At 44.6% G+C, this 21,010-nt stretch carries 27 protein-coding genes; all 27 read right to left on the bottom strand.

What is annotated here, in order from left to right:
- Positions 1-2 precede the first annotated feature (2 nt).
- Complete coding sequence (locus tag OCV99_RS02040) at positions 3-149, bottom strand: hypothetical protein (RefSeq protein ID WP_262574550.1); 147 nt, start codon at positions 147-149, stop codon at positions 3-5.
- Between the two features lie 50 nt (positions 150-199).
- Positions 200-1,831, bottom strand: a complete 1,632-nt coding sequence (locus OCV99_RS02035; protein ID WP_158367647.1) for a LamG domain-containing protein — start codon at positions 1,829-1,831, stop codon at positions 200-202.
- Positions 1,832-1,881: 50 nt separating this feature from the next.
- Positions 1,882-2,280: a type II toxin-antitoxin system HicB family antitoxin gene (locus OCV99_RS02030; RefSeq protein ID WP_158367645.1), complete on the bottom strand. Its 399-nt coding sequence runs from the start codon at positions 2,278-2,280 to the stop codon at positions 1,882-1,884.
- A gap of 37 nt (positions 2,281-2,317) precedes the next feature.
- A complete protein-coding gene (locus OCV99_RS02025; protein ID WP_158367643.1) occupies positions 2,318-2,506 on the bottom strand; it encodes a type II toxin-antitoxin system HicA family toxin in 189 nt (62 codons plus the stop codon).
- 76 nt (positions 2,507-2,582) lie between these two features.
- Positions 2,583-2,786 carry a holin gene (locus tag OCV99_RS02020; RefSeq protein ID WP_158367641.1) on the bottom strand — a complete coding sequence of 68 codons (204 nt, stop codon included), beginning with the start codon at positions 2,784-2,786 and terminating at the stop codon, positions 2,583-2,585.
- Positions 2,783-3,037, bottom strand: coding sequence for a hypothetical protein (locus tag OCV99_RS02015; protein WP_158367639.1), 255 nt, complete (start codon positions 3,035-3,037; stop codon positions 2,783-2,785). Before OCV99_RS02015 ends, OCV99_RS02020 begins: the two co-directional genes overlap by 4 nt.
- 11 nt (positions 3,038-3,048) lie before the next feature.
- Entirely contained in the window at positions 3,049-6,204 is a 3,156-nt protein-coding gene (locus OCV99_RS02010; protein ID WP_158367637.1) for a phage tail spike protein, read from the bottom strand.
- Positions 6,205-7,704, bottom strand: coding sequence for a distal tail protein Dit (locus tag OCV99_RS02005; RefSeq protein WP_158367635.1), 1,500 nt, complete (start codon positions 7,702-7,704; stop codon positions 6,205-6,207).
- Positions 7,701-9,785: a phage tail protein gene (locus OCV99_RS02000; protein ID WP_158367633.1), complete on the bottom strand. Its 2,085-nt coding sequence runs from the start codon at positions 9,783-9,785 to the stop codon at positions 7,701-7,703. The genes OCV99_RS02005 and OCV99_RS02000 overlap by 4 nt, the downstream gene beginning before the upstream one ends.
- A gap of 4 nt (positions 9,786-9,789) precedes the next feature.
- Positions 9,790-10,164: a DUF5361 domain-containing protein gene (locus tag OCV99_RS01995; protein ID WP_158367631.1), complete on the bottom strand. Its 375-nt coding sequence runs from the start codon at positions 10,162-10,164 to the stop codon at positions 9,790-9,792.
- Positions 10,165-10,175: 11 nt separating this feature from the next.
- Positions 10,176-10,457 carry a hypothetical protein gene (locus tag OCV99_RS01990; RefSeq protein WP_158367629.1) on the bottom strand — a complete coding sequence of 94 codons (282 nt, stop codon included), beginning with the start codon at positions 10,455-10,457 and terminating at the stop codon, positions 10,176-10,178.
- A 2-nt stretch (positions 10,458-10,459) separates the two neighbouring features.
- Positions 10,460-11,038, bottom strand: coding sequence for a phage tail tube protein (locus tag OCV99_RS01985; protein WP_158367627.1), 579 nt, complete (start codon positions 11,036-11,038; stop codon positions 10,460-10,462).
- Positions 11,039-11,052: 14 nt separating this feature from the next.
- A complete protein-coding gene (locus OCV99_RS01980) occupies positions 11,053-11,388 on the bottom strand; it encodes a hypothetical protein (protein ID WP_158367625.1) in 336 nt (111 codons plus the stop codon).
- Positions 11,385-11,606 carry a hypothetical protein gene (locus tag OCV99_RS01975; RefSeq protein ID WP_158367622.1) on the bottom strand — a complete coding sequence of 74 codons (222 nt, stop codon included), beginning with the start codon at positions 11,604-11,606 and terminating at the stop codon, positions 11,385-11,387. The genes OCV99_RS01980 and OCV99_RS01975 overlap by 4 nt, the downstream gene beginning before the upstream one ends.
- Positions 11,599-11,937 carry a hypothetical protein gene (locus OCV99_RS01970; RefSeq protein WP_158367621.1) on the bottom strand — a complete coding sequence of 113 codons (339 nt, stop codon included), beginning with the start codon at positions 11,935-11,937 and terminating at the stop codon, positions 11,599-11,601. Before OCV99_RS01970 ends, OCV99_RS01975 begins: the two co-directional genes overlap by 8 nt.
- The gene (locus OCV99_RS01965; protein WP_158367619.1) at positions 11,897-12,319 is read right to left on the bottom strand and encodes a phage Gp19/Gp15/Gp42 family protein; all 423 of its coding nucleotides are present in this window, start codon (positions 12,317-12,319) and stop codon (positions 11,897-11,899) included. The genes OCV99_RS01970 and OCV99_RS01965 overlap by 41 nt, the downstream gene beginning before the upstream one ends.
- Positions 12,312-12,461, bottom strand: a complete 150-nt coding sequence (locus OCV99_RS01960) for a hypothetical protein (protein WP_262574541.1) — start codon at positions 12,459-12,461, stop codon at positions 12,312-12,314. The genes OCV99_RS01965 and OCV99_RS01960 overlap by 8 nt, the downstream gene beginning before the upstream one ends.
- A gap of 25 nt (positions 12,462-12,486) precedes the next feature.
- Positions 12,487-13,377 carry a phage major capsid protein gene (locus tag OCV99_RS01955; protein ID WP_158367617.1) on the bottom strand — a complete coding sequence of 297 codons (891 nt, stop codon included), beginning with the start codon at positions 13,375-13,377 and terminating at the stop codon, positions 12,487-12,489.
- A 2-nt stretch (positions 13,378-13,379) separates the two neighbouring features.
- Positions 13,380-13,835 (bottom strand): capsid assembly scaffolding protein Gp46 family protein, encoded by a 456-nt coding sequence (locus OCV99_RS01950; protein ID WP_158367615.1) that lies wholly within the window; start codon positions 13,833-13,835, stop codon positions 13,380-13,382.
- Positions 13,836-13,902: 67 nt separating this feature from the next.
- Positions 13,903-15,297: a terminase large subunit gene (locus OCV99_RS01945; protein ID WP_158367613.1), complete on the bottom strand. Its 1,395-nt coding sequence runs from the start codon at positions 15,295-15,297 to the stop codon at positions 13,903-13,905.
- A 93-nt stretch (positions 15,298-15,390) separates the two neighbouring features.
- Positions 15,391-16,602: a CdiA C-terminal domain-containing protein gene (locus OCV99_RS01940; RefSeq protein ID WP_158367611.1), complete on the bottom strand. Its 1,212-nt coding sequence runs from the start codon at positions 16,600-16,602 to the stop codon at positions 15,391-15,393.
- Positions 16,603-16,614: 12 nt separating this feature from the next.
- A complete protein-coding gene (locus OCV99_RS01935; RefSeq protein ID WP_158367609.1) occupies positions 16,615-17,838 on the bottom strand; it encodes a phage portal protein in 1,224 nt (407 codons plus the stop codon).
- A 219-nt stretch (positions 17,839-18,057) separates the two neighbouring features.
- The gene (locus tag OCV99_RS01930) at positions 18,058-18,396 is read right to left on the bottom strand and encodes an HNH endonuclease signature motif containing protein (RefSeq protein WP_158367608.1); all 339 of its coding nucleotides are present in this window, start codon (positions 18,394-18,396) and stop codon (positions 18,058-18,060) included.
- Between the two features lie 229 nt (positions 18,397-18,625).
- Positions 18,626-19,090, bottom strand: a complete 465-nt coding sequence (locus OCV99_RS01925; protein ID WP_262574537.1) for a hypothetical protein — start codon at positions 19,088-19,090, stop codon at positions 18,626-18,628.
- Complete coding sequence (locus OCV99_RS01920) at positions 19,068-19,307, bottom strand: hypothetical protein (RefSeq protein ID WP_262574534.1); 240 nt, start codon at positions 19,305-19,307, stop codon at positions 19,068-19,070. Before OCV99_RS01920 ends, OCV99_RS01925 begins: the two co-directional genes overlap by 23 nt.
- A gap of 27 nt (positions 19,308-19,334) precedes the next feature.
- Positions 19,335-19,706 carry a hypothetical protein gene (locus OCV99_RS01915; RefSeq protein ID WP_158367604.1) on the bottom strand — a complete coding sequence of 124 codons (372 nt, stop codon included), beginning with the start codon at positions 19,704-19,706 and terminating at the stop codon, positions 19,335-19,337.
- A gap of 2 nt (positions 19,707-19,708) precedes the next feature.
- Positions 19,709-20,962 carry a hypothetical protein gene (locus OCV99_RS01910; RefSeq protein ID WP_331490607.1) on the bottom strand — a complete coding sequence of 418 codons (1,254 nt, stop codon included), beginning with the start codon at positions 20,960-20,962 and terminating at the stop codon, positions 19,709-19,711.
- Positions 20,963-21,010 lie beyond the last annotated feature (48 nt).

The raw sequence follows: 21,010 nt of genomic DNA, 5'->3' as shown, positions 1-21,010 counted from the left end.
TCTTAAATAATTTCAGGATTGATATCCTTCCCCTCTTCCAGCTCGCCAAACTCCCCGGCATCCGTACCGTTATATTCCCCTACATTCAAAAGCCCTCCGGCATCTTTCCCGGTTTCTTTGCCTTCACAGGACTGCTTCTTCGTATCCATTTCCCACTCACCTCCACCTTAAACAGCCATTCTATGAACCTCTGCATTTGTTATTGAGGAACTTGTATCGTCGCTGCAGTTCCCATAACAGTTGTTCCATCCATTGTTACCCAGTATGAAGTAACCATCAATATTGTGCCGGGCGATACATTTTCAAGCGTATCTACACGCAAATATTTCGCATTTTCCCCACCAACTTGTGCCGGAGTAATTCCATTGTAAGAGTCAAACACTGACCTACTAAAAGTTTTCTGTTCTTCGTCTCCGTTATTTATAATAAATCCGCCACCAGAATAATTCAGTGAATCCGTCGTTGAATACATGCGAATATTATAAACTCTACCATCCTCTTTATCGTAGACAGCTCTCTGGTATTTCACCCTCAAAACATTCTTATCCACAAACTTTGCATAATACCTTCCGGCAGCAACGCCAGAATCTTTCAGCTGCTTTGTAAGTGCGGCATCCTCAAACCATCCGGAGAAGAGGTCGCCGTTTTCATCCGTCGGATACGTGTATGTTTCCCCACTACGGTATATGGAAATACCATATTGGTTTTTCCCTGTAAGCACATCCTCCCCTCGTTCTTTCCTTCCGGCATAATCCTCAGCTATCTCAGCAGCTGACAGCGCCCGGTTGTATACCCGGAATGTCTTTATTATCCCGTCGTAGTACTCCCCGCTTCCCCAGTTCGCCCTGCCGATATAAAACACACCGCCGCTCTTCAGCAGGTCGGTCGGATTCAAGGGATTGTGCATGATGTCCATGAACACGCCGTTAATATAAACCTCTGTCCCGTGTGCACGGAATACCACATCTACGTGATGCCACCCTGCGTAAGTACCGTCAGGCGCCGTATAGGTATCCATCGGAAGTGCCTGCGACGCCCGGTCTACCTGGACATGGTCCGGATAATCCAGTATCCCTATATAATCACAGGTTTCCAGGCTCTGTGCAGCATCATGCGGGCAGAGATAGCACAGCCACGCTTTTGTAAATTCCCCGGTGCTTTTGCAGTCATAAGAAACCGTAAACTCTGACAGCCCGGCCAGGAGCGTCCGGTTCCCTATGCTGACTATCAAATGCGCCTTCTGGTCGCTCGTGAATATAAGCCCTCCGCTTTCTGCATCGAATACATACGGCGCAAGGTTCTGCGTCTTCGCACAGGCTGCCTGCGACAGATAGTCCGACGGTACGCCGCCGTAAAAGACCGGATCCGGGGATGCAGCGCGCAGGTTCTCTTCCGTAAACACGAAGTCCGCAATAACGCCCCTGCGTCCCAGCTTTTCCAACTCTTCCCTTATCCCGCCTATCCCTTCTTCCAGCTCTTCATACTTTTTCAGCTCTTCCGGAGTGTGGATGTAATCCTCCGGCTTCGCCCGGGGCTTCACATGGATGGTTACTTTCCCCACTGTACGCCCATCTTCCCCGGTTTCTTCATACAAATAAGCGTATATCTCCCGTTCCTGCGTAAGGAACCTGTCCGGGACGTTTGCCGAAAGGATTCCGCCTTCCTCTGCCAGCGGCACTACAAGCGCATTGTCCAGGCTCCCTTCAACGGCAAAATGCGCTTCCTTTGCCTGTATCCCTGTTATGTGGAGGACTAGCCCATAATCCCACTGGTTTACGTAGATACGCCTGCTTTCGGGTGTTTCCCTGCTAAAATCAATTCTCTTAACCATGGTTTACCTCACGAAAAAGAGAGCTGTCTCCAGCTCTCCTGCATTATTTCTTACCTTCCTGCATTCAGTTTGTTCATCAAAGCTTCTTGCAGTACCTGCGAGAAGTTTACTCCCATCTCAACAGCTTCCTCGTTCATCCATTCTGGAATACTCAATGTTTTCTTTACTGCCTTCGAATTATGTTTCCTCTGATACTCCCGCATGTCAAACTCTACAATTACAAGCACTCCATCATCAACCAGTATCTTATCGGCTTCTGAAGGAACCGGGATTTCTTCCTTTTCTTCTTTCCGGTTTGTCAATGCAAGCCCGAGTGCTTCTACCGCCATCTCGTATGCCTGCGCCATGTTTTCGCCCTCTGTAAAACATTCCGGGATATCCGGAAAGGAAATCCAAAACCCTCCCTCTTCCGCTTTGTGAAAAATTGCAGGATAAAATAATTTTTCCATACGTGATCCCTCCGCTTCTTTTTGGCAGGCCTTGGGGCTATTTAAGCCCCGCCTGTTTCAATATTGCCTTCTCCAGTCCCTTTTTCAGGTCTTTGGAGTGATAAGGAACAACTACTGTTTTCCCAGTAGCCCGGTTCTTCATAACAACATGGGAACCATTTTGCCTGATTTCCTCAAACCCGTTTTTCTTGAGATGTTTTATCATCTCCATCGGTGTCATTGGCATCTTTTGTATCTCCTTTCCTTATCATGCTTATATGATATCACGTATTTTTACGTATGTCAATATATTTTACGTGCTTTTACGTATTTATTTCCATCTCCGGCAGCCCTGCTACGCTGGTAAGCAGGGAAAGGATCCCTGCCAGCACCGCTGCGGAAACCACCATTTTTACATCCACCTGGCTTAATACCGCCGCTGACCCAATTGTCGCCACGGCTGTCTGCGCCACGGTCTTCACTGCCCTGATGCCCGCGGCTTTCGCCCATTTCTTCCAATCTCTCATGATTCCACCTTCTTTTCCAAATCTTCTATCCTATGGTTTGCTACCTTCATTTTTTCTTCCTGTATCCCCATCTGCTCTTCCAGATGGAACGTCCGCTCTACGGTATTGTTATGCTTGTCAACCCTCTTCGTCAGCTCGTCCAGCTTATACTCCATTAACGCTCTTGTTTTTTCCTGCTGCCCGCGGTTGTTAATAATGCATATAAAAAGTGTTACGCCCGCACTGATGCAGGCTGAAATGATTGTATCCATAAATACCTCCTCTATTGACAAATGTATGTGAACCCTACTCTTACAAGGTCTCCTGCAGCTATATCCCCAGCATACCACTTCTGGAATTCCCCAGTCTCCCTTACCGCAAATATCACAGGCGTATTCTTGGTGTAGTTCATGCCTACAAACTGCATGGTATTGTTCATCCCGGGCAAGCCGCTAAACAATGTAACCGCGCTGCTTAGGGCAGTTTTGGCATAAAACGTAAGGTGCGCCTGTACCACCTTCCCATACCGGTAGGCAAGCTTCTCCACTTGCTTTGTGGTATCCACATAAGTCCCGGATGCCGTAATGCCAGAAGACAGGTCTTCTACTGCCGGAAGGGACGCATTCGTACCATCCGCAATAATCGGGATAATTACCTGATCTAACAGCGTCGTTGTGCCGCCTGCGGCGTACATGGAACACCGGATACCCGTAACCCCGGACGGGATTGTGTAAATGTAGCTGGATGTGTTGGAACTGGACGTGTACCGGCTTGTCCAGGACGCCGAAGACAAGTTGGCGCTTGTAGTTGTCTCTACCTTAAACCTGCAGGCATACGATGTGAACGAACCACTCCCAACCTGCCTGCGCCCCTGCACAGTAATGGTGGACTGCTTATAACTCCCGGAAGCTGTCTTCCCAATCGCAAGGGCATTTACCAGCATCCTATAGGCTGTGGCGTCCGCACCGTCTGTCCCGTCTGCTCCATTGGCTCCGTCTGCCCCTTTCAGCACCGGGGTTGTCCGTGTGCCGTTCACGTCCGTAATGGTTAGGGAAGTGTCCGCATTCAGCGTCAAAACCGGGCTTACAGCATTTTCTCCGTCCTTGATTGTATACAGGTATTTCACGGTGTAGGAGTTTTTGTCCTGCCCAGTCACCCGGTAAACCGACACCCCGGTCACGGGGTCATGCTCGGAAGTATCGCTGTAATCCGTCATTATCAAATCATCCACCTTATATTCCAGCTCACATCCGGCATTTAAGATATCATTGTATAATATGTAGCTGGTGTCCTTCCCGGCTGTCGTGACAGGGACGTAGTAAATCCCACTGCCGTCAGTTCCGTCCTGCGCTATGGGTATCTCCGCTTCGCATAACAGGGCGCCTTCATACGTCCGCATCCGGCACACGATGGACTCTGTCCCTTCCGGGATTGCCCGGTAGAAAGAATACCCCCGGCTTGATACCGCAGAACCGTCAAACTCAATCTCATAGACGCCATAGTGCGTGCTTTGTTCACCATCACCTGTCTGGGAAAAGCCTGTTACGATAATATTGGATGGGGTAAATTCCCCTGCCGCGCTTCTTTTTACCGTCCATGCATTTACCTGCATCCGGTAGGAAGTGCTTTCTGCGCCGTCCACTCCATCCTTCCCGTCTTCCCCGTCTTTGATTACCGGGATAGTCACTTGGTCTAACAGAAGTTTGTCGTTAAACTGATGGTACATGGAGCATTGAATGCTTACCGTCCCTTCCGGGATCTCGTGAGACGCGCTCGTCCCCTGCAGAAGTACGCCTACAGATGATTCCGGGTTTTCATTCTCAAATTCTATCGCGTAATAACAATAGTAGCTTTTTGGCTCTTCCTCCCCAACCTGCTGTAATCCGGATACGGTAATCTCTGCCGGGAAGTAGGTACGGTTAAACGTCTTTCTTACCGCCAGCGCATTCACCTGCATTTTATAGGATGTGCTTTTTTCCCCATCCTGCCCATCTGACACATCTATGACTGTCACTTCGCACTTTCCCCTCACCACACCGTTTTCCACGGCTTCATATCGGTAAACCGCCTTCCCGGTTACATCTGCTGCCGACACTGCAAGGGACTTTCCCACAAGCAGTGCCTCCCCGTCCTTGTACCAGGTAATGGTAAGCGTATCCGTTAAATCCTTTCCGCCGTCCATCACGGATGCCGTCAGAGTGGTGGTCCCTTCCCCGTTCTTAAACACAATACCATTGTCCGTAATAATGGAGCAGGCGTAGGTCTTGCTGGCGTCGATTAACGCCTGCATCCGTTTAATGGTCTCCGGGGACAATTGTGACTGCTCCTCTTTGATATTACTAAAAGTCACCTTATTCCGGGACGGATCCGTAAAGCTTATCACCTGCTCCGTCACCCTGGCCGACAGGTATAACGTAGGCTGGAACCCTGTGTCCTCTACGGAGACGGTGTCCCCGATAGACACCCTGTCGGTTTCCTCACAGTAGGACACGTCTATCTCATACGTCACCTTCGGCACACAGCCCTCCTCCAAATCCCGGAGAGCCGTTAAGAACAGGGAGCTGGCGTCGGTTTCATCGTACTGCGCATTTTTCCAAATGTACCCTTCTTTCCCCCTGGAAAAAGCTGGAAAGCGCTTCGCCGCCTGCACGGCATAAATGTCCTGGCTGTCTTTTGCGGTATAAAATTCTATCTCCCCGTTCGCATCCTTTGCGGTATGCTCTACGCTTAAAATGCTAAGCCCATCCTTGCCCTCAGGGCGGATGGCGGTAAACAGTTCCGTGATGTCGGAGGTTTTCTTTATCCCGGCAATGTTCTTCCCATACCGCAGGGTCAGCTCCCTGCGGTCCTGCCCCATCCCCTGGTGGCTGTCGTCGTGCTCCCGGTAGATGTTTAAGATTACCTTCTCCAGGCTGTAATTCTTCGCCAGCACCGGGACCAGCTCGATCTCCGCGTCGAACAGCTCTGCAAGGGAAAACAGCCGAGCAAGCAGGGTCTCCTCCTCAAAGGAGCCGGGAAGTTTTACCGCGGACACCTCGTTTCTCCCAACCTCAACCACCCGGTCAATATCAAACGCATGTAAGTATTCTTCAAAGGATCTTAGCGGGTGTGAATAGCTGTTTGCATCCACCACATCGTTCAGAAGCTCAAAGGAGCAGGAAAATGCGGTTACGCTTACGCTGTATTCGTCCTTTTCCACCTGCATGATGGTAAAATAATATTCCTTCCTGTCGTAAATAAAAGACAGCTTGTTCCCCTCTGCCAGGTACTGCGCGTCTTCATGCTTCGCATCTGCGGTAAAGCTGTACGTAGCCGCAGAGCCTTTTATATAGGTGTGCAGCTCGTCATCATAAAAATGCAGGGCTTCCGGCGCCGTATTGTCCAGGAACGCCAGCACTTTGCCGTATGTGTCTAAAATTGCAATCCTTACATTTTCCATTTATAAATACGTCTCCCTTATCTTTGCCGTGACCTCCGGCTTCTCCGTGCAGAAGTCCGAGAAATAAAACTGTACCTTCGTCTCCCCCGGCGGCGCCTGGAAGAAGCTGCTGCCCTTCACAATGTCACCTGCGCTGGGGATACCGTTCACGTAAACTTTCCCGGCTTTCCCGTCTATGTAGACTTTGTCCCCCGGCTGGTAGCGGTTGGGGATGTCGTGCCATTCCGATACGTTATCCTTCCGGAAGGTTAAATACTGCATCCGCATCCTGTCCACAATCGCGTATTGCTCCCTCCGGCCGATAAAGACGGACACGGTCTTCGCTTTCTTTTCTGCCAGTTCCGGGAAGTTGTACCGGAAATATCCCTCGAAACAAAACTCAAACTTCCCTCCGCTTTTCACCATGTGGAACTGCCCCGCATCATGGGTGGTAATGTTCTGATAACGCGGGTCATATGTAACCTGTTCCTGCATCTGTTTTCCCCCGACACAGAAGAGGATGGAAGCCTCTGGACGGTTCGGATCCCACTTTGCAATCCGCACCGACATCAGGTGCTTGCCGTCCTCGTCACCGATGCAGTACTCCATAATCCCCAGCTCATTCACGGTATAATCCGAGGGTCGGAACCACGCCTGTCCTTGGAGGGCAAAATTCGTTGCTGTACCGTCTTCGCCCAAAACATGTGGAAGAGCCACGGTTCTCGCGCTCCCATGCCATCCTGGCTTATTGAAAGTTTTGGAATCATTTAGGCCGTACCAGGACGTCCCTTCGTGTAGATATTCCATCTCCATGCCATCATCAAAGCCGTAGTCCCCATAAAAGATACCCCCGGAACCCATATTCGTCATGTAATCGGAATAGGAACGGTAGTTTAAGAGCGTCACGGACTTTGTTTTTGTCTCCCCATCCAGCTCTTTTATATCCCCCAGCTCAATCGCCCCGTGTTCGCTCACCACACCGATAAAGCCGTTCTCGGCGTTGTCTGCGCTGTCCCCATCGGGGAGCTGGTGCTGGATCGTATAATCCACCGGGACAGATTCCGTGCCGTTATTCACGATGGTGGCTTCCAGTACCCCGGAGCTGTTCGCTACTGCCTGGAAGGATGTCTCTGTGGTGGCATGTGCAAGCCCGTCCGGGACAAGCCAGGTAATTGTGCCGGTGCCAGCATTTTTGTTTAATTCATTAAAATCCAACGTCCCGATTGGTATAGCATAATATGCCCGATCTGATTCGTTTTCAAATATCAATTCTTCAGGGGCAGAGACATTCAGGATTTTTTGTAGCTTATTATATTTTTCTTCTAATTCCCCTTGAATGGCGAATGGCATTACTATTTTTTTATAACTATATCCAGTTCGTACAAATTGTGTCCCCTTTGCATTTCCGTTTTTTTCCGTCTCTGGACTCCAGTCTGCGCCATCATGTACTGTATACCCATCTGTTACGCACAAAATCTCATTTAATTCTACTCCATTGAATCTTACGGATAATCCATTCACGCTTTCACACCTCCCATCATTTCATATATTTTAGAATTGTAATTTAATTCTTTTTCTATCGGTTTGGCCATTGCCTTCGCAAACAGGCGTTTACCAAGGTAAAAATTCGCCATAGTTTGTTGATTATTGCGTGACATTACCGCTCCATTTAACCTATCGACAGCTTCTAACAAATTTCCTATCGTTCCATTAAATTCGCTTACCTTTCCGGAATTATAATCTGTTGTATTGCGAATACGTGTTTTGATATCCTTATCTGTAAGATTTGTTAAATAATCCACCGCTCCCGACACTGCCCACATATTCTTTTTAATTCCTTCTGCCATACCGAGAGATACCATTTTCCCAACTTCATCCCTAAACACCCTTGACGGCGAACGTATGCCGAGAAAGTCTTTAGCTGCTTCCAATGCGTTCTTCGCAGCTTCCATTGCCGCTTCTTTAATCTTACCAGCCGCATTCCTCAGTCCATTCGCTATACCCGAAACAATGTCACCGCCTAAACTTGCCCAGTCGTATCCCAAGAAAGAATCCACTGCACTGCTAATCAAGCTAGGAATCGCCGCTATAATATGCGGAATACCCTCAATTAATCCCGCTGCCAATTCTCCAACCAGTTCTATCCCGCTCTGAAGGAGCTGTGGAAGATTTTCTGCAATTGTAGCCAATAATTGTGCCAGCACTCCGGCAATTGAGGAAACGACTGCCGGTAGATTGCTTGCAATTCCTTGAGCCAAATTTTGCGCAAGATTCATACCAGCCTGTAGAATTGTCGGGAGGTTACTCATAATAAATCCTACAAGACTATTCATCAAACTTCCAGCCGCAGCAATGATTGTTGGAAGATTTATTAATATTCCATTGGCTATATTGGTTATAATTTCAATTCCCTTTTCCAATATTCCGGGAAGGCCGTTTGTGATTGCTGTTCCTATTGCCGATATTATATTTCCGTCAGTCCCAAGGATTTCTACTGATGCCACATCTAAGCCGCTTTTCAGCTGAGAAATCAAATTCAAAGCCATTCCTGCCCAATCTGCTGTCATCAATGCGGTTCCAAGCGCGGCAACAAGATTTATTGCCGCTTCTCCCAGATATGGAAGCGCACTGACAATCCCAACAACAAGCTGTGTAATAACTTCCATCCCGCTTTGTATAATTGCATCTGCATTATTAGCTGCTAAATTTAATCCCCTAATCGCCATACTTAAAACGCCGCTCAACGCTTGTGGGATTCCTTTGATGATATTTCCGACCATCGGGATTAGATTTCCAACCAAAAAAGTGTATACAGTTTCTGACAACGCCGTCAACGATGGGCCAATGTCTTTTCCAAGAGCCAGATTCCCCAATAGGTTTTTAAAAGAACTTTTCATAGATGCCAAAGAACCTGATAATGTAGTTGCTGCTTCTTTTGCAGTTGTTCCTGTTATATCTAATTCTTCTTGTATCACGTGAATTGCAGAATATACATCATCAAGATTACTTATATCGTAATGAATACCGGAAATCTTCTCCGCATCAGCCAACAGTCTTTGCATTTCTGTTTTAGTTCCGCCATACCCTAATTTTAAATTATCCAACATGGTATAGTTCTGCTTTGCGAAGCCCTGATATGCATTCTGTATGTCCTCCATCGAAGTTCCCATTTTATTCGCATTGTCTGACATATCCGTAATTGCCATATTTGCAGTTTCCGCAGCAGCAGCTGTATCTCCTCCAAGCGAAGATATAAGACTTGCTGAAAAGCTCGTTACCGTTTCCATATATTCATTCGCAGATAATCCAGCTGTTTTATATGCATCTTCGGCGTATCTTTTTACCGTGTCTGCACTGCCCTTGAACAATGTTTCGATACCTCCGATTGATTGCTCTAAAGCAGCGCCCTCCGTAATAGCTGCTTTTAATGCCGTCCCTATTCCAGCGGCAGCTATGGCTCCTTTTATGGAAGATGCTATTTTCCCACCTGCAGACATTCCTGCTGACGCAGATTCTCCACTAAGTTCCTTTGTCAGCGCTCCTTTGATGCCCTTTGCAGACGGCATTATTTGCACATATGCCTTTGCGATTTCCGTTGCCATCTATCTACTTCACCTCCTCCAGTATTCTCTTCCTCTCTCTCTCAAATTCTTCCGGCGAATTAAAAAAGAGGGCTTTTCCTCCCTCTTCGTCTGCTTCCGTTCCTGCAATCGCCCGATATATAGATTCCGGTTTGTTGTCTCCTTTCCTTCCGTCTTCTGAAAGCATCCATGCAATCGTTCCCAACCTGTCTGCAATCACGGCTAATAACATCGTATTTGTATCAGCTTTATTTTTGCTTATTTTTTTCTTTACCCTTGAATCATCCCCCAGACCGGATGCGAGCACCGCCGCTAATCCTATCGGCAACGCTCTATAATCATAGATTTGATAAGTTTCCGCAAAATCACAAATTAAGGCATCTTCATCTATCGCTATCATCGCGGCTAGGGTTAAGAGTTTTTTCCCGCTTTTCCAAAGGCTTTTAATATTTCCGCTACCTCTTTAATTGTAGCTTCAATCGGTACTCTTCCATCCTCTTGCTTTACATGCTTATACAGCCGCTTCTTTCCGTCAGTTCCTAAAAGCTTATTGCACAGAGTGGTTATTGCGGTAGGATCTCCTTTTTCTTCTAGTTCTACAACTGCTTCCACGACTTCTACGTCATCTAATACAGTTCTTGGTATATCGAATTCAAAACCGGTATCCGTTCTTCCTTTTACTCTTTCGTCCATCTTTACCCCTCCACATTTGCAGCGCTTTCTGTATTTGCAACAATGTATTCATAATGTGTGTTTCCATTTTCGTCAGGTGTCGCAGTAATTGTTACTCCATACCCAACAGCATCTTCGTCTTTATATGTTATCTCTTCCATTTCTGTGATTTTTGCAGACGGTATGACAATTCTTTTTAAAACTCCGCCCCGCATAACCATATCTATAATCCAGGCGTATTCTTCACTTTCCTCGCTATTGGCTTTAACTGTTATCCCGGTTTGTAATGTCCCTGCTACATTCTTATCGCCATACACAGTCTTTAAAACATTCACGTTCAGCGCCTCAATCAATTTAAAACTAAACGTGTCTTCTTTGCTTGTCTGAATTGTGATTACCACATCGCCGCCCCACGCCTTTATTTTATCTGATTCAGGTGAATTAGTATTGGATATTCCATCTTCACTTATATAACCCAGCTGTCCAAAATCACTGCCCGGTTCTGTTTTTGCGTTTGTAGGAAGCGTACTCCCCTTTTTTGCCCGGTAAATTGCGCCGCTTATCTTTGGCTTCCCGGTTGTTACATTTTTAGCTTCTTGCATTCAACACACTCCTTTCAATAATATGTCACATCAAACACAGCCTGGTATCTATATCTTTTTGTAGCTGTGTCTGTATAGTTGTAATCGCTGTTTAGCTTTGATTTACATATTTCATTTAGTTTCACTGCGTTATGCATGAGTTTTTTAATTTTTTCATTCAGCTCAGCCGCACAAATTAATGATTCCGCATAAGATTGAATAGCCAGTGTTGCAGAATAAATATAGTTTTCTTCGCTACTTCCCGTTTTTTCAATTAAAACATAAGAAGCTGGTGGGGTTTCCGGGGTTTCAAGATACACAGATGTTTCCAGATTGCTATTTAAATAATCTGCGATCAACTTTTCAATCATTGTCTCACCGCCTTAAGCAACTTGTTGCCTTTATTTCTTCTTGTGGATACTTGTGCTACTGCACGGGATGAAGCAACGTAAATCTCTGTTTCATCTCCTCCGCCTCTTTCGGCAATTCCGCCCGCCTCTCTTTTTAAAACCTGTTGTATCTCAGCGGATTTAAGAAGGTTTCCTACTCCCTCTCTGTTTAATACTATTTTTACATCTGATTTACCCATATTTCTCTACCATCACTTTTTCATTCCAATCTAAAGGGATGTTTTCTTCTATTCCCTTAACCGGAAATCCGAATGTCTGCCATGTCTCTCCAAAAAATTGAACTCTTCTATCTAACCAGTTGTGTTTATCTCCTTTAGGTATAGCCAGCGTATACACCGCTTTTTTCCCTGTTAAATTAAGCTGGCTGACGATATCATCTGCCGACGCCGGAGCTACAAGCACATTCTTTACTTCAATTGGATTTTCTTCATAAATCGGGCGGTTGAATCCATCTCTTCCGATTTCAATCTTATCCAGAAGTATTACTGTTATCCCTTTCATCATCGCCATATAATTCAATCACCCCGCATCTCTGCCGCCTGATTCCCAACCTTGAAAGTTCAGTTTTTTTAATAAATATCCCTCCACCAGGGACAAGAAATGTCCCTGATGTTGAATATCCCAATGCAGATTGGCTCATCTGTGTCATGGGTTCTGAATTCGTTGATGTCATAAGCGTTCTGGCTACGATATCTACAGTTACTGACATTGCCACATTTTTCAAATAAGGTTTTTCTTCTATCATCTTATCTAAATCTTTTCCTACCTTATCAGCTTCACCTCTTAAGCTATCTGATACAACAGCAAGCAATGGCTTTGCCCTTTCTTTTTCATTTTCACTCATATTGCGCCAAAGATTCTCAATGTCTTCCAACGTAGCAAATTCATTCATCCTTCTTCACCGCACTTTTTCGTTCAGCAGTTTTGCTTGTAGTTTTTTTGATGGTTTTTGGTGCAATTTTCTCCCAATCCCCTCCACTCAACTCGCTCCTCACCTCAACTACTGCACCTGTTTTTTTATTTTTGTATCTCATTCTATCTCCTTTATTGTCCTCCCTGTTATTGCGCTGATTTAATCCTTGCAAATGATTCTGGAAGTAAAATCCCCCATCCCACATAAGCCTCGCCTCTAATGTATACCTGGTTAGATCCTTTTAAGTCTACTCCGGTATTGTCCGGATCTCCATAGGGAATTACTTCAATCGGGATTTCCTTTGCATACCCCCATTTAAATCCATTCTGGAAGTCTCCAATAATTGCCAAATCTTCTGATGCTCCAAAAGACACCGTATTATTTACATCCAGCAAAAGCCCATTTAAAGTACCAGGATTCCCTCCCCAGGCAAGTTCCGGATACAGCCTTTCGTTCGATGAATTTTTAAGATTTGCTAATGCCTGCCGAAACGTCGGAGATATCGCCATGCCGCTCACGCTTCCATCCGCACCTTCAATTACCGCAATTGCATCATCTACATTTTCATCCGCTCTTGCTTCTTCATAAGTAATCGTCTGCGTAACTTTTGAATCAAAATTATTTGCCCCTACAACAGCTGATGCTATTTTAGTTCTCGGATTGAATCCATGCATAGCCGCGATGTCAATACCTCTTGCCATTTTTTTTGCAAAGCCTTCCGCGAAAGCCCTTAAATACTCTACCTGAACTTCTTCCGCTCCATACATGAATTCATCTGATACACGTGTTCCATATTCAAATTTAACCGGAACAATTGTAAAAGGTTCTACAGTTGCCCCTCCGTTCGATTTTTTGCCGTTTTCCGCAACGATATCTACTTCGCTATCCAAAGTAAATGTAAATTCTTTTTTCCCGTTAAACGGAATCGGTTCAGCTGCTGACAACGCAGCTAATGAAGATTTTCCTTTCACCTTATTGAACATTTCACTTGTTAATTCCTCTGGAAACAAACTTCCTCTTGTTAAAATACTCGCCATTTTTATTCTCCTTTCATCTCGCTCAGCATACTTCTGTAGGCCGCGTCATTTTTTTTATTATTTCCTTCGGTTTCTCTTAACGGAGCTTTCTTTTTTTCTCCCAGCAGACCTTTTAACATTTCTGCGTCTTTTTTCATCTCTTTTTCATTTTCTCCCGACAACCGCTCTGCAAGTTCATATGGCAATCCTGCTTCATGCGCAATTTTTATTTTTATTGCGCTAGTCTCATAGCGCTTTATTTCTGCGTCCTTTTTAGCTGCTTCCTCTGGGGATAAATAACCTTCATACTTTTTCTTTTCATCGTCTGGTGACAAATATTCTTTATATTTATTCGCCACATCATCCGGCGAAAGAAAGCCTTCATATCTTTTTTCTATGCTTTCTCTCTCTCTTTCCAGTCTTTTTGAAACTTCATCTTCAAATTGTTCCCTTGTTTCAATTGGTTCAAAATCGCTCATTTTTGCTCCTTTCTTTTTCGTGAGATTAGTAACTTTATGTATATTAAAAGCATCCTTCCGGATGCTGTTAATAACTTGATCTTTGTTTCTTTTTTTCTTTGCTCTCCGCGCATTGCCAATACGCCAAAATAACGCTTTCCATCAACGCAATTTCTACGCCCTCCTTGATAGATCTGTACCCAAAACCTCCATTGGTTCCAATAGCGCGTTTTTCACAGTTGCTTACCGCACGAACCAGTGATGGCTGGTTATTATGTCGTATATTGTTCTGGAATAGCCCCTGTTCAAATGATGAATTTGCAACAATAATTTGCTTTACCGTTGGTAAAACCGGATTTTTTAAACCGATTTCCTTCATTTGGTCTGCAAGCAGCTGCTGCCCATTCGCTCCATCTATTACAACGGTCTTATAATCCATCGCCGCAAGATTTTCTAATATCCATCTGTTTCCCGCTCTTGTCGGTCTGCAATCTATTGATTCTACAAATATCTTTCCTTCTTTTGTTTTTACAGCTACAGACATCGCTACATTCTCTCCATCGTGTCCGTATTTTATTCCAACAAATAGTTTCCCTTTTAATTCTGGCATTGCCTTTACTGCTAACGCTTCCCATTCCGCTTTACTGATTTCTGATTTTTGATTATATCTCAACCATAAACCAAGACGCTGAATGTTAAAATCAATATCATCCGTAGTTATCTCCGCCCTGATTTTTCTTTCTGTCAGGATTGTTCCTAGCGACGGATTTGTTTCATACCACGCCTCAACATCATCAGGCCTATGCTGCTCGCTAACCGACCATTCTGCCCACCCGGAATCAAACCCTCGTCCGGATAACACCGTTTCCCTGTATTTTACAAAAACCGTCCCGGCTGAAACTACTGTCGGAGGGGTTCCCAGCATAATTGTCTGTGGGTTTTTGCTGTCTGATACCACATATTTTAACGAAGTCTCCTGGGCTTCTGTATATTCCTGCGCTTCATCTATAATCAATAGATCGTATCCTTCTCCAAGCCCGCCATTAGATGTTCTCGTACGGAACTCGATTACTCCTCCATCCGAAGTATATAGATGCTCTTTCCCAAATGCTTTAAACGATGAAGAAATATGTATATCTGCTTTTCCACACATCCTGCTAAGCCTCTCCCAGACAGCGTGGGATGTCGTTGCTCTGTGTGCTGTATATAATATTCTTTCTTTGTTTTTCAGCCCCCACAAGCATCTGCTTAAAACATTTTCACTTTTTCCATTCCTCCTTGGCACAGAATATCCATACTTCTGATGAACCCATAGCCCCTCCTTATTAACCGCCATAATGTCGCATGCAATTAACTGCTGCCATTCCAGTAGCTCATTGCCTGTTTTTTTATACAATTTTATTGCATCTGGTCCCTTTGTATCAGAATATGGAATCACAACGGATTGGGTGGGTGTCTGACGTCCTCTTCTTAATTCTGCCATAACCCCTCCTTTTTAACTATTGCTTTTTAAGAGCATATATTATAAAATAAATATAGGCAGAACCTTCGCTATTTTCGGTGAGGGGGCTGCCTTTTATTTATACCTTAAAATTTTTTTAATCTTTTCATCTGCAATAATCATTATATCAACCTCCTCCAGGTTGCACCATTGCATCCTTCTTTCTATCACGTTTATTACCTCTTCCATTATCACTTCGTTTTTATTGTAATTTAAAATAATTCCTCCCGGATTGCCTCGTATTTGCTGTAATCCATGCCGAATAGCACTATTTGCTGCTTTTGCCGTGCTCGTGCTTTTTAAATCCCACAACTTTTCATTCCATATGTAGTCAGCTGTTTTTTCATGGTCGGCATTTGATTCTCGCAATAACACTATATCTCCGCCTAATGTTTTATGAAGCAGCTCCGCTGTTTTTATTTCATCAGAATGCAGTCCTTCTACGTAGCCTTCATCAATCAAAAACTTCCCTTTCCCAGGAGTTGCCCCATTAAAATACTGCTTTGTTACGTCTTCTGCTCTAATTTCTTTTTTAAGGCCAATCTGCTTTCTTTTCTCTATCTTTTCTATTTCATTTTCATCAACCCGGCGTTTTGTGTGTACGTTTTGGATTTTACCGTCTCTCGTTTCAAACGCCACTAAGCATTTGCAATTTTTATGTCTTCTAAACACAGCGTTTCCACTGCCTGACACTGTCTCGTAATCATACACGCCTGCCAGTTTGCTGCACCAATCACAGCATTTCCCGGTTGCTATCCGGCGTATTTTTGGACTTAACCCAGATTTATTCTGAAAATCTGCATTGACTCTTACCGCTTCATCTACCACTGCTAGCGTAAAATTCTCCACCGCTCCAGTTAGCATATATGCAATGTCATCAAAATTATCTTTTCCAGATACAATATCTATAATCCCCGCTACTCTGTCTTCGTTTATCTGTGGCCTTATCGCCTTTATTCCTATTCCCGCTTCCTTATTCAGAATGTTTTGTACATCCACAGTCACATCTGACACAAGCTTGTAATTATTTTTAAGCGGCGGCCTTAATATACGTTCTGCAATATTGTAATACATCTTCCCATCTGGCAAAACCGCCGATGACAGATTATCCCGGAACACTCCCGAAAGGATCTCACCTGCTTCGATAGCAAATTCATGCGCTTCTTTATATGTAGCTGTTTCATTTCTTATTTTTGCATACAAACCTTTAACCTTATCATTTTCTTGAAATCTCTTTTCAAAGTCTGCTTGTATGTTTTTCAATAAATTCGGCGCTATATCTTCCATTTCTTCTCCTTATTACATGCTTGGTTCTATACCCGTCAGGTCTCTCAGGCTCTCTTTTCCAAAGTATCCCGGAATTGCTTGATTTATTTTAATCGCACCATCTCCATATGAACTTAATGCCGCCGCATCAGCTTCAAACACTGGCTCCCATTTTGGTTTCGTTAAATAAAATTGTTTTCTTAAATATGGGTAACTATCTCTCACGCACGCCGCTAAATATCCTACGTTCAAAAATCCCGTTCCAAATGTTCTTTGCGCTTTTCTTGCAGACAATCTTAAATTTTCATGCGATGCCTTGATCGCTTCCGCGGTCGATGGGTTTTCAGTTGAAAATCCCAAATCATCCAGTGTCAATCCGGTTTCTCCGGCAAATAATGAGGCGAACATTCTTAACTGCTCAATATGCGGACTCATGCTCAGTTGAGTAAACTGTCCAAGCGTCGGCTTGTCTCCTTCTTCATCTTTTGTTATTTCTATTAAACTCGACATCGTTGCCTTCCATTTTTCCATAGGTTCCGCATCCTGCGATGTGCCTACTACATATTTCTGTGGAAAAGAATAGAATTCTGCCGATATTTCAGACCTTTTAAGCGTCCTTAGCGCTGACCCCATAATATCCATACAGGCTCTACTGATTCTCGAGTGTCCAAACGGACGCACCGGATCTGGTCTGTACACAATCGGAACCAACAATGGATATATTGCTTTGTTTTTTATATCGTACGGTTTCTGATCTTTTTCATAATAAGCTGTTTTTCCTGCTATAAAATAAGCTTCGGTAACCGGGTTTCCATATTTGTCTTCTTTTAAAACCGCATACCCCTCTGTCAGCATTCCGGTAATTGGGTCTATAATTCCTGTTGCATTCCCCGCATCAATTACCTGCAGCCTTGGGTATCCTTCTTCATCCTCTGAAATATACACAAAGCAGCACGATGCAATTAAAGCCGACATTATTGCGCTATCAAAAAAAATATCCTGATTGTTCATTTGAAATATTTCGTTAATTTCAAAGTTGTCTTCTGCGAACTCCCGGAACACTAACCTGTCTGACATTGAATCTACGGCCTTCCCGCACCATCCAAGAACCGATTTCCAGTTCTTTAAATCTGGAGGCGTTGCTATCCCAAAGTCTTTTACGCTATTTTTCATTTCATAATATTTGTATCTGAGGATTACTCTGCTTCTTTTTCCTGCTAATTTTCTTCGTAAATATTCGATTCCTTTATACTCCATATCTGTTCCTCTTTTCTTAGCGTGTGTTTTTTTTCACAGTGACGGCGTGAAGGTCGAAACGGCTGCACGGCCGGGAGGTATGCCCCCCCCGTTTTGTTTCATTCGTTCCATTCCTTGGCTTCAATTTTCTTTAAAAAAAAATTTATTTGATAATTTTTTCTCTTTTGTTCTTATGGTTCCTATTCTCCACACCTCTTCCCCTCAGAGATGCTCTATCTTCTATGCTCTATACTTCTTCCAGTCCTGCGATTGCGGTAGCACCCTATTACTTACAATTTCATCGCCTTGTTTCTCCATAGTTCTGTTCATTAATTTATCGCTCTTCTCTCTATTACAAGTCCAATGTGCTAATTGCATATTGTCTATATCGCTTGGATGTCCTCCCTTCGCTATCGGTATAATATGGTCTATACAGGGCGAAAGGGGGTGGGGGTATTTTATCGAAAAATCAACAGGCTTTCCGCATATCCCGCATGTAGTACATGTTGCAAATATTTTCTTTTTATTTCTCTCAAAGGCGCCTCTGTGCGTACCATCTTTATCAGGTCTATTCCTCATCTTCCACACCTTCCTCTGTCTCTTTTAATGTTACACATTACAAAAGACACCCCGTAGGGTGCCCTATGTCTCTGCCGTCTGCCCGCTTCTTTCCCCGGGAACGAAAAACGCCCCGGGAATCCCGGAACGTCTTTCAGGTTCTATATACTCGGAGGATATTAGTGAAAAGTAACTTTGCGCTTTGTTCAGTTTATACTATAACCGATTTTTAGCGAACATTACCGAACATTTATTCAATTTTTTCTAAAAATCTATTATGGCGCATCCTACAGCCGTCTTCCGTGTACTTTATCCGGCGCTTCGGGAATATCCGGTTCATCTCTATCGCTACCTGGTACCAGGTCAGGTCATCAATATAATACAGCCGGAACATAATGCGCAGCTCGCTCCTCCGGATACCCTCTATGTATTCTTCCGCCTGCCCCTGCAGCTCCAAAAGCTCCGCTTCCATATGTTCGCGCCTTGCAATATTCCCCTCCAGGGCTTTCTGCTTGCGCTCTATAGCTTTTGTCGGCTTCCCCTGTATTCTGACCGTCCGTATGGGCTTCCTTCCCTTCTTTCCGCAGGTTACGGAATCAGATACCACCATCTCATTCAGCCCGTCCAGCTCACGCCTGTCTTTCTCAATCCTGCGCCTTAAATCCCTGATTTCTTCTTTCATATCCGCATACTCAATCAGAACGCTTTTGTCCACCCCGTGTCTCCCCTTTGATATTGTATTTCCTTGCCAGGTACTCCTCCACGCTCTCGCGCTGCATCTGCCTGCCCTGCTGGGCGATCAGGCTCCGTGCCTGATACGCCGGGCGCTTAAAATCCGCCCGCGCTTTGCTGTCCGGCTTCCTTTCTGCCATGTCACCGTGGTGGCTTAATGTGTCTACGTGTTGCTGCCGCCTTGTCCTTTTATGCCTCAATCTGTTTCACGCTCCTTTACCCTTGGCTTATATTCCCTCTTCCCATTCAGAAATGCCTCCTGCTTTCTTTGCCGCCCTAACACCAAGATAATCAAAATCCATAACATCCCTTGTATGCTTGTCAAACGCTTCTTTCAACCTCGCAAACCGTTTTTTCCCAAAACCAAAGGCCGTATTTAGTGCCATAAACCACACCGTCATGGATGTCTGGTATAGGTTTTCAGACGTGAATTCTATAAATTCATCAATCTCCTTCTGTGAAAACTTCATCGGAGCCCTCAGGAATCCCCGTTTCCTGATGTCTCTCTCCAATGCTTCTATCCCTTCTTTTTTGGCTATGTCGAGTGCATACACCATTCCCTGCATCCGGTATTCAAATTCTTTGGTTGGTTTACCCATATTCATCCCTCCATATCAAACAGGGTTAATTGTACCGGCGGAACATCTTCCCATTCCACGCCAATATAATCAAGCACCCTTCCCCATCCGTATTTCTCTCCAGTTTTTGGATCTGTGCAGCAATTATACATATAAAACTCCCATTCCTTTGGGTTCCGCTCTCTGAGCTTATCGAATCTGTGCGGCCGTTCTTCCATGTGGATTCCAAACCCACACATGCTGCACCCGGTTCTTTGAGCTCCGGTAGTCCTTAAATCCCCGTTCTCATCCTCAACCACTTCCCCATATATGGCAGGAATGATTGTATCTACAGGCTCATATGGAATTACATTCCCGTCTTTGTCCCGGCTATAATCCTGTTTGTAATATAATCTTTCAAAAACATAAATATGTTCGTGATACCATTCGTCCATTTCTAAAGCCAGTTTCAATATGTCGTTTCTCATATACGGGGCGAACGGTGCAGATCTCATGGTTGTCTTACCGTAGTAATTGCATCCGTGATCGGTGAGTGCTTCTTCTCTCTGTCCACCTTCAGATGCCATCATTCCGAGAAACGGATAGCTTCCATGCTCTTTTGCCCAATCATCACAAGGTTTTTCTTTCAGCCAATAACAACAGTCGTTGCTCACCTTGAAATCCGGCTTCTGATAATGCACCCCTTCGTTTTCGTTCTCATATCCGCCGAACAGCTTTAGCCATTTCTGTGGCAGCTTCATTCTGCTGTTTTTGGCATAATGCCCAAGCTCTCCACACTCGCCTGTAATAATTGCATGTCTGACCGTCTTATTCTTATCACTCGGGTTCTGCAGCAGATTAATCTTACCGGCTATCCTCTTTGAAATTACCGGGAATCCACATTCATTCAGCACCTGCACCTTTGTCTTGTATGATTTCAGAATCGTGATTCCAAGCGCCTTATGTACTTTCTGTATGCTTTTATCTTCTAACCCAGATACCGATATCGCCGGAACATGTACCCCAATCGACTTTAAGAATACAAACAATGTAATGCTGTCCAGCCCACCAACAGATACGTGTGCATTGAATCCCCGTTCGTACATTTCGGATACGAATTCATATGCCCGAATTTTTGAACGCCTTTTTTTAACTTCATATGGAAGCCTCTGCATAGCAACCATCCTCGCTCTTGCTTCTGCCTTTTTCTTTTTGTATTCTGCAAGCCCATCGTCCGGCGCCTGAATTTCGTCAGATTCTTCATTGTATCTATCATCCAATACTTCCTGCTTATTCATTTTTCACTCCATATAATCAAATAATGTCGGCATCTCTATCTCTTCTTC

Source organism: Dorea acetigenes (assembly GCF_025567385.1).
GTDB lineage: Bacteria > Bacillota > Clostridia > Lachnospirales > Lachnospiraceae > Claveliimonas > Claveliimonas acetigenes.
Note: the sequence above shows the minus strand (reverse complement) of the source record. Positions and strands in the feature narration are given on the sequence as shown.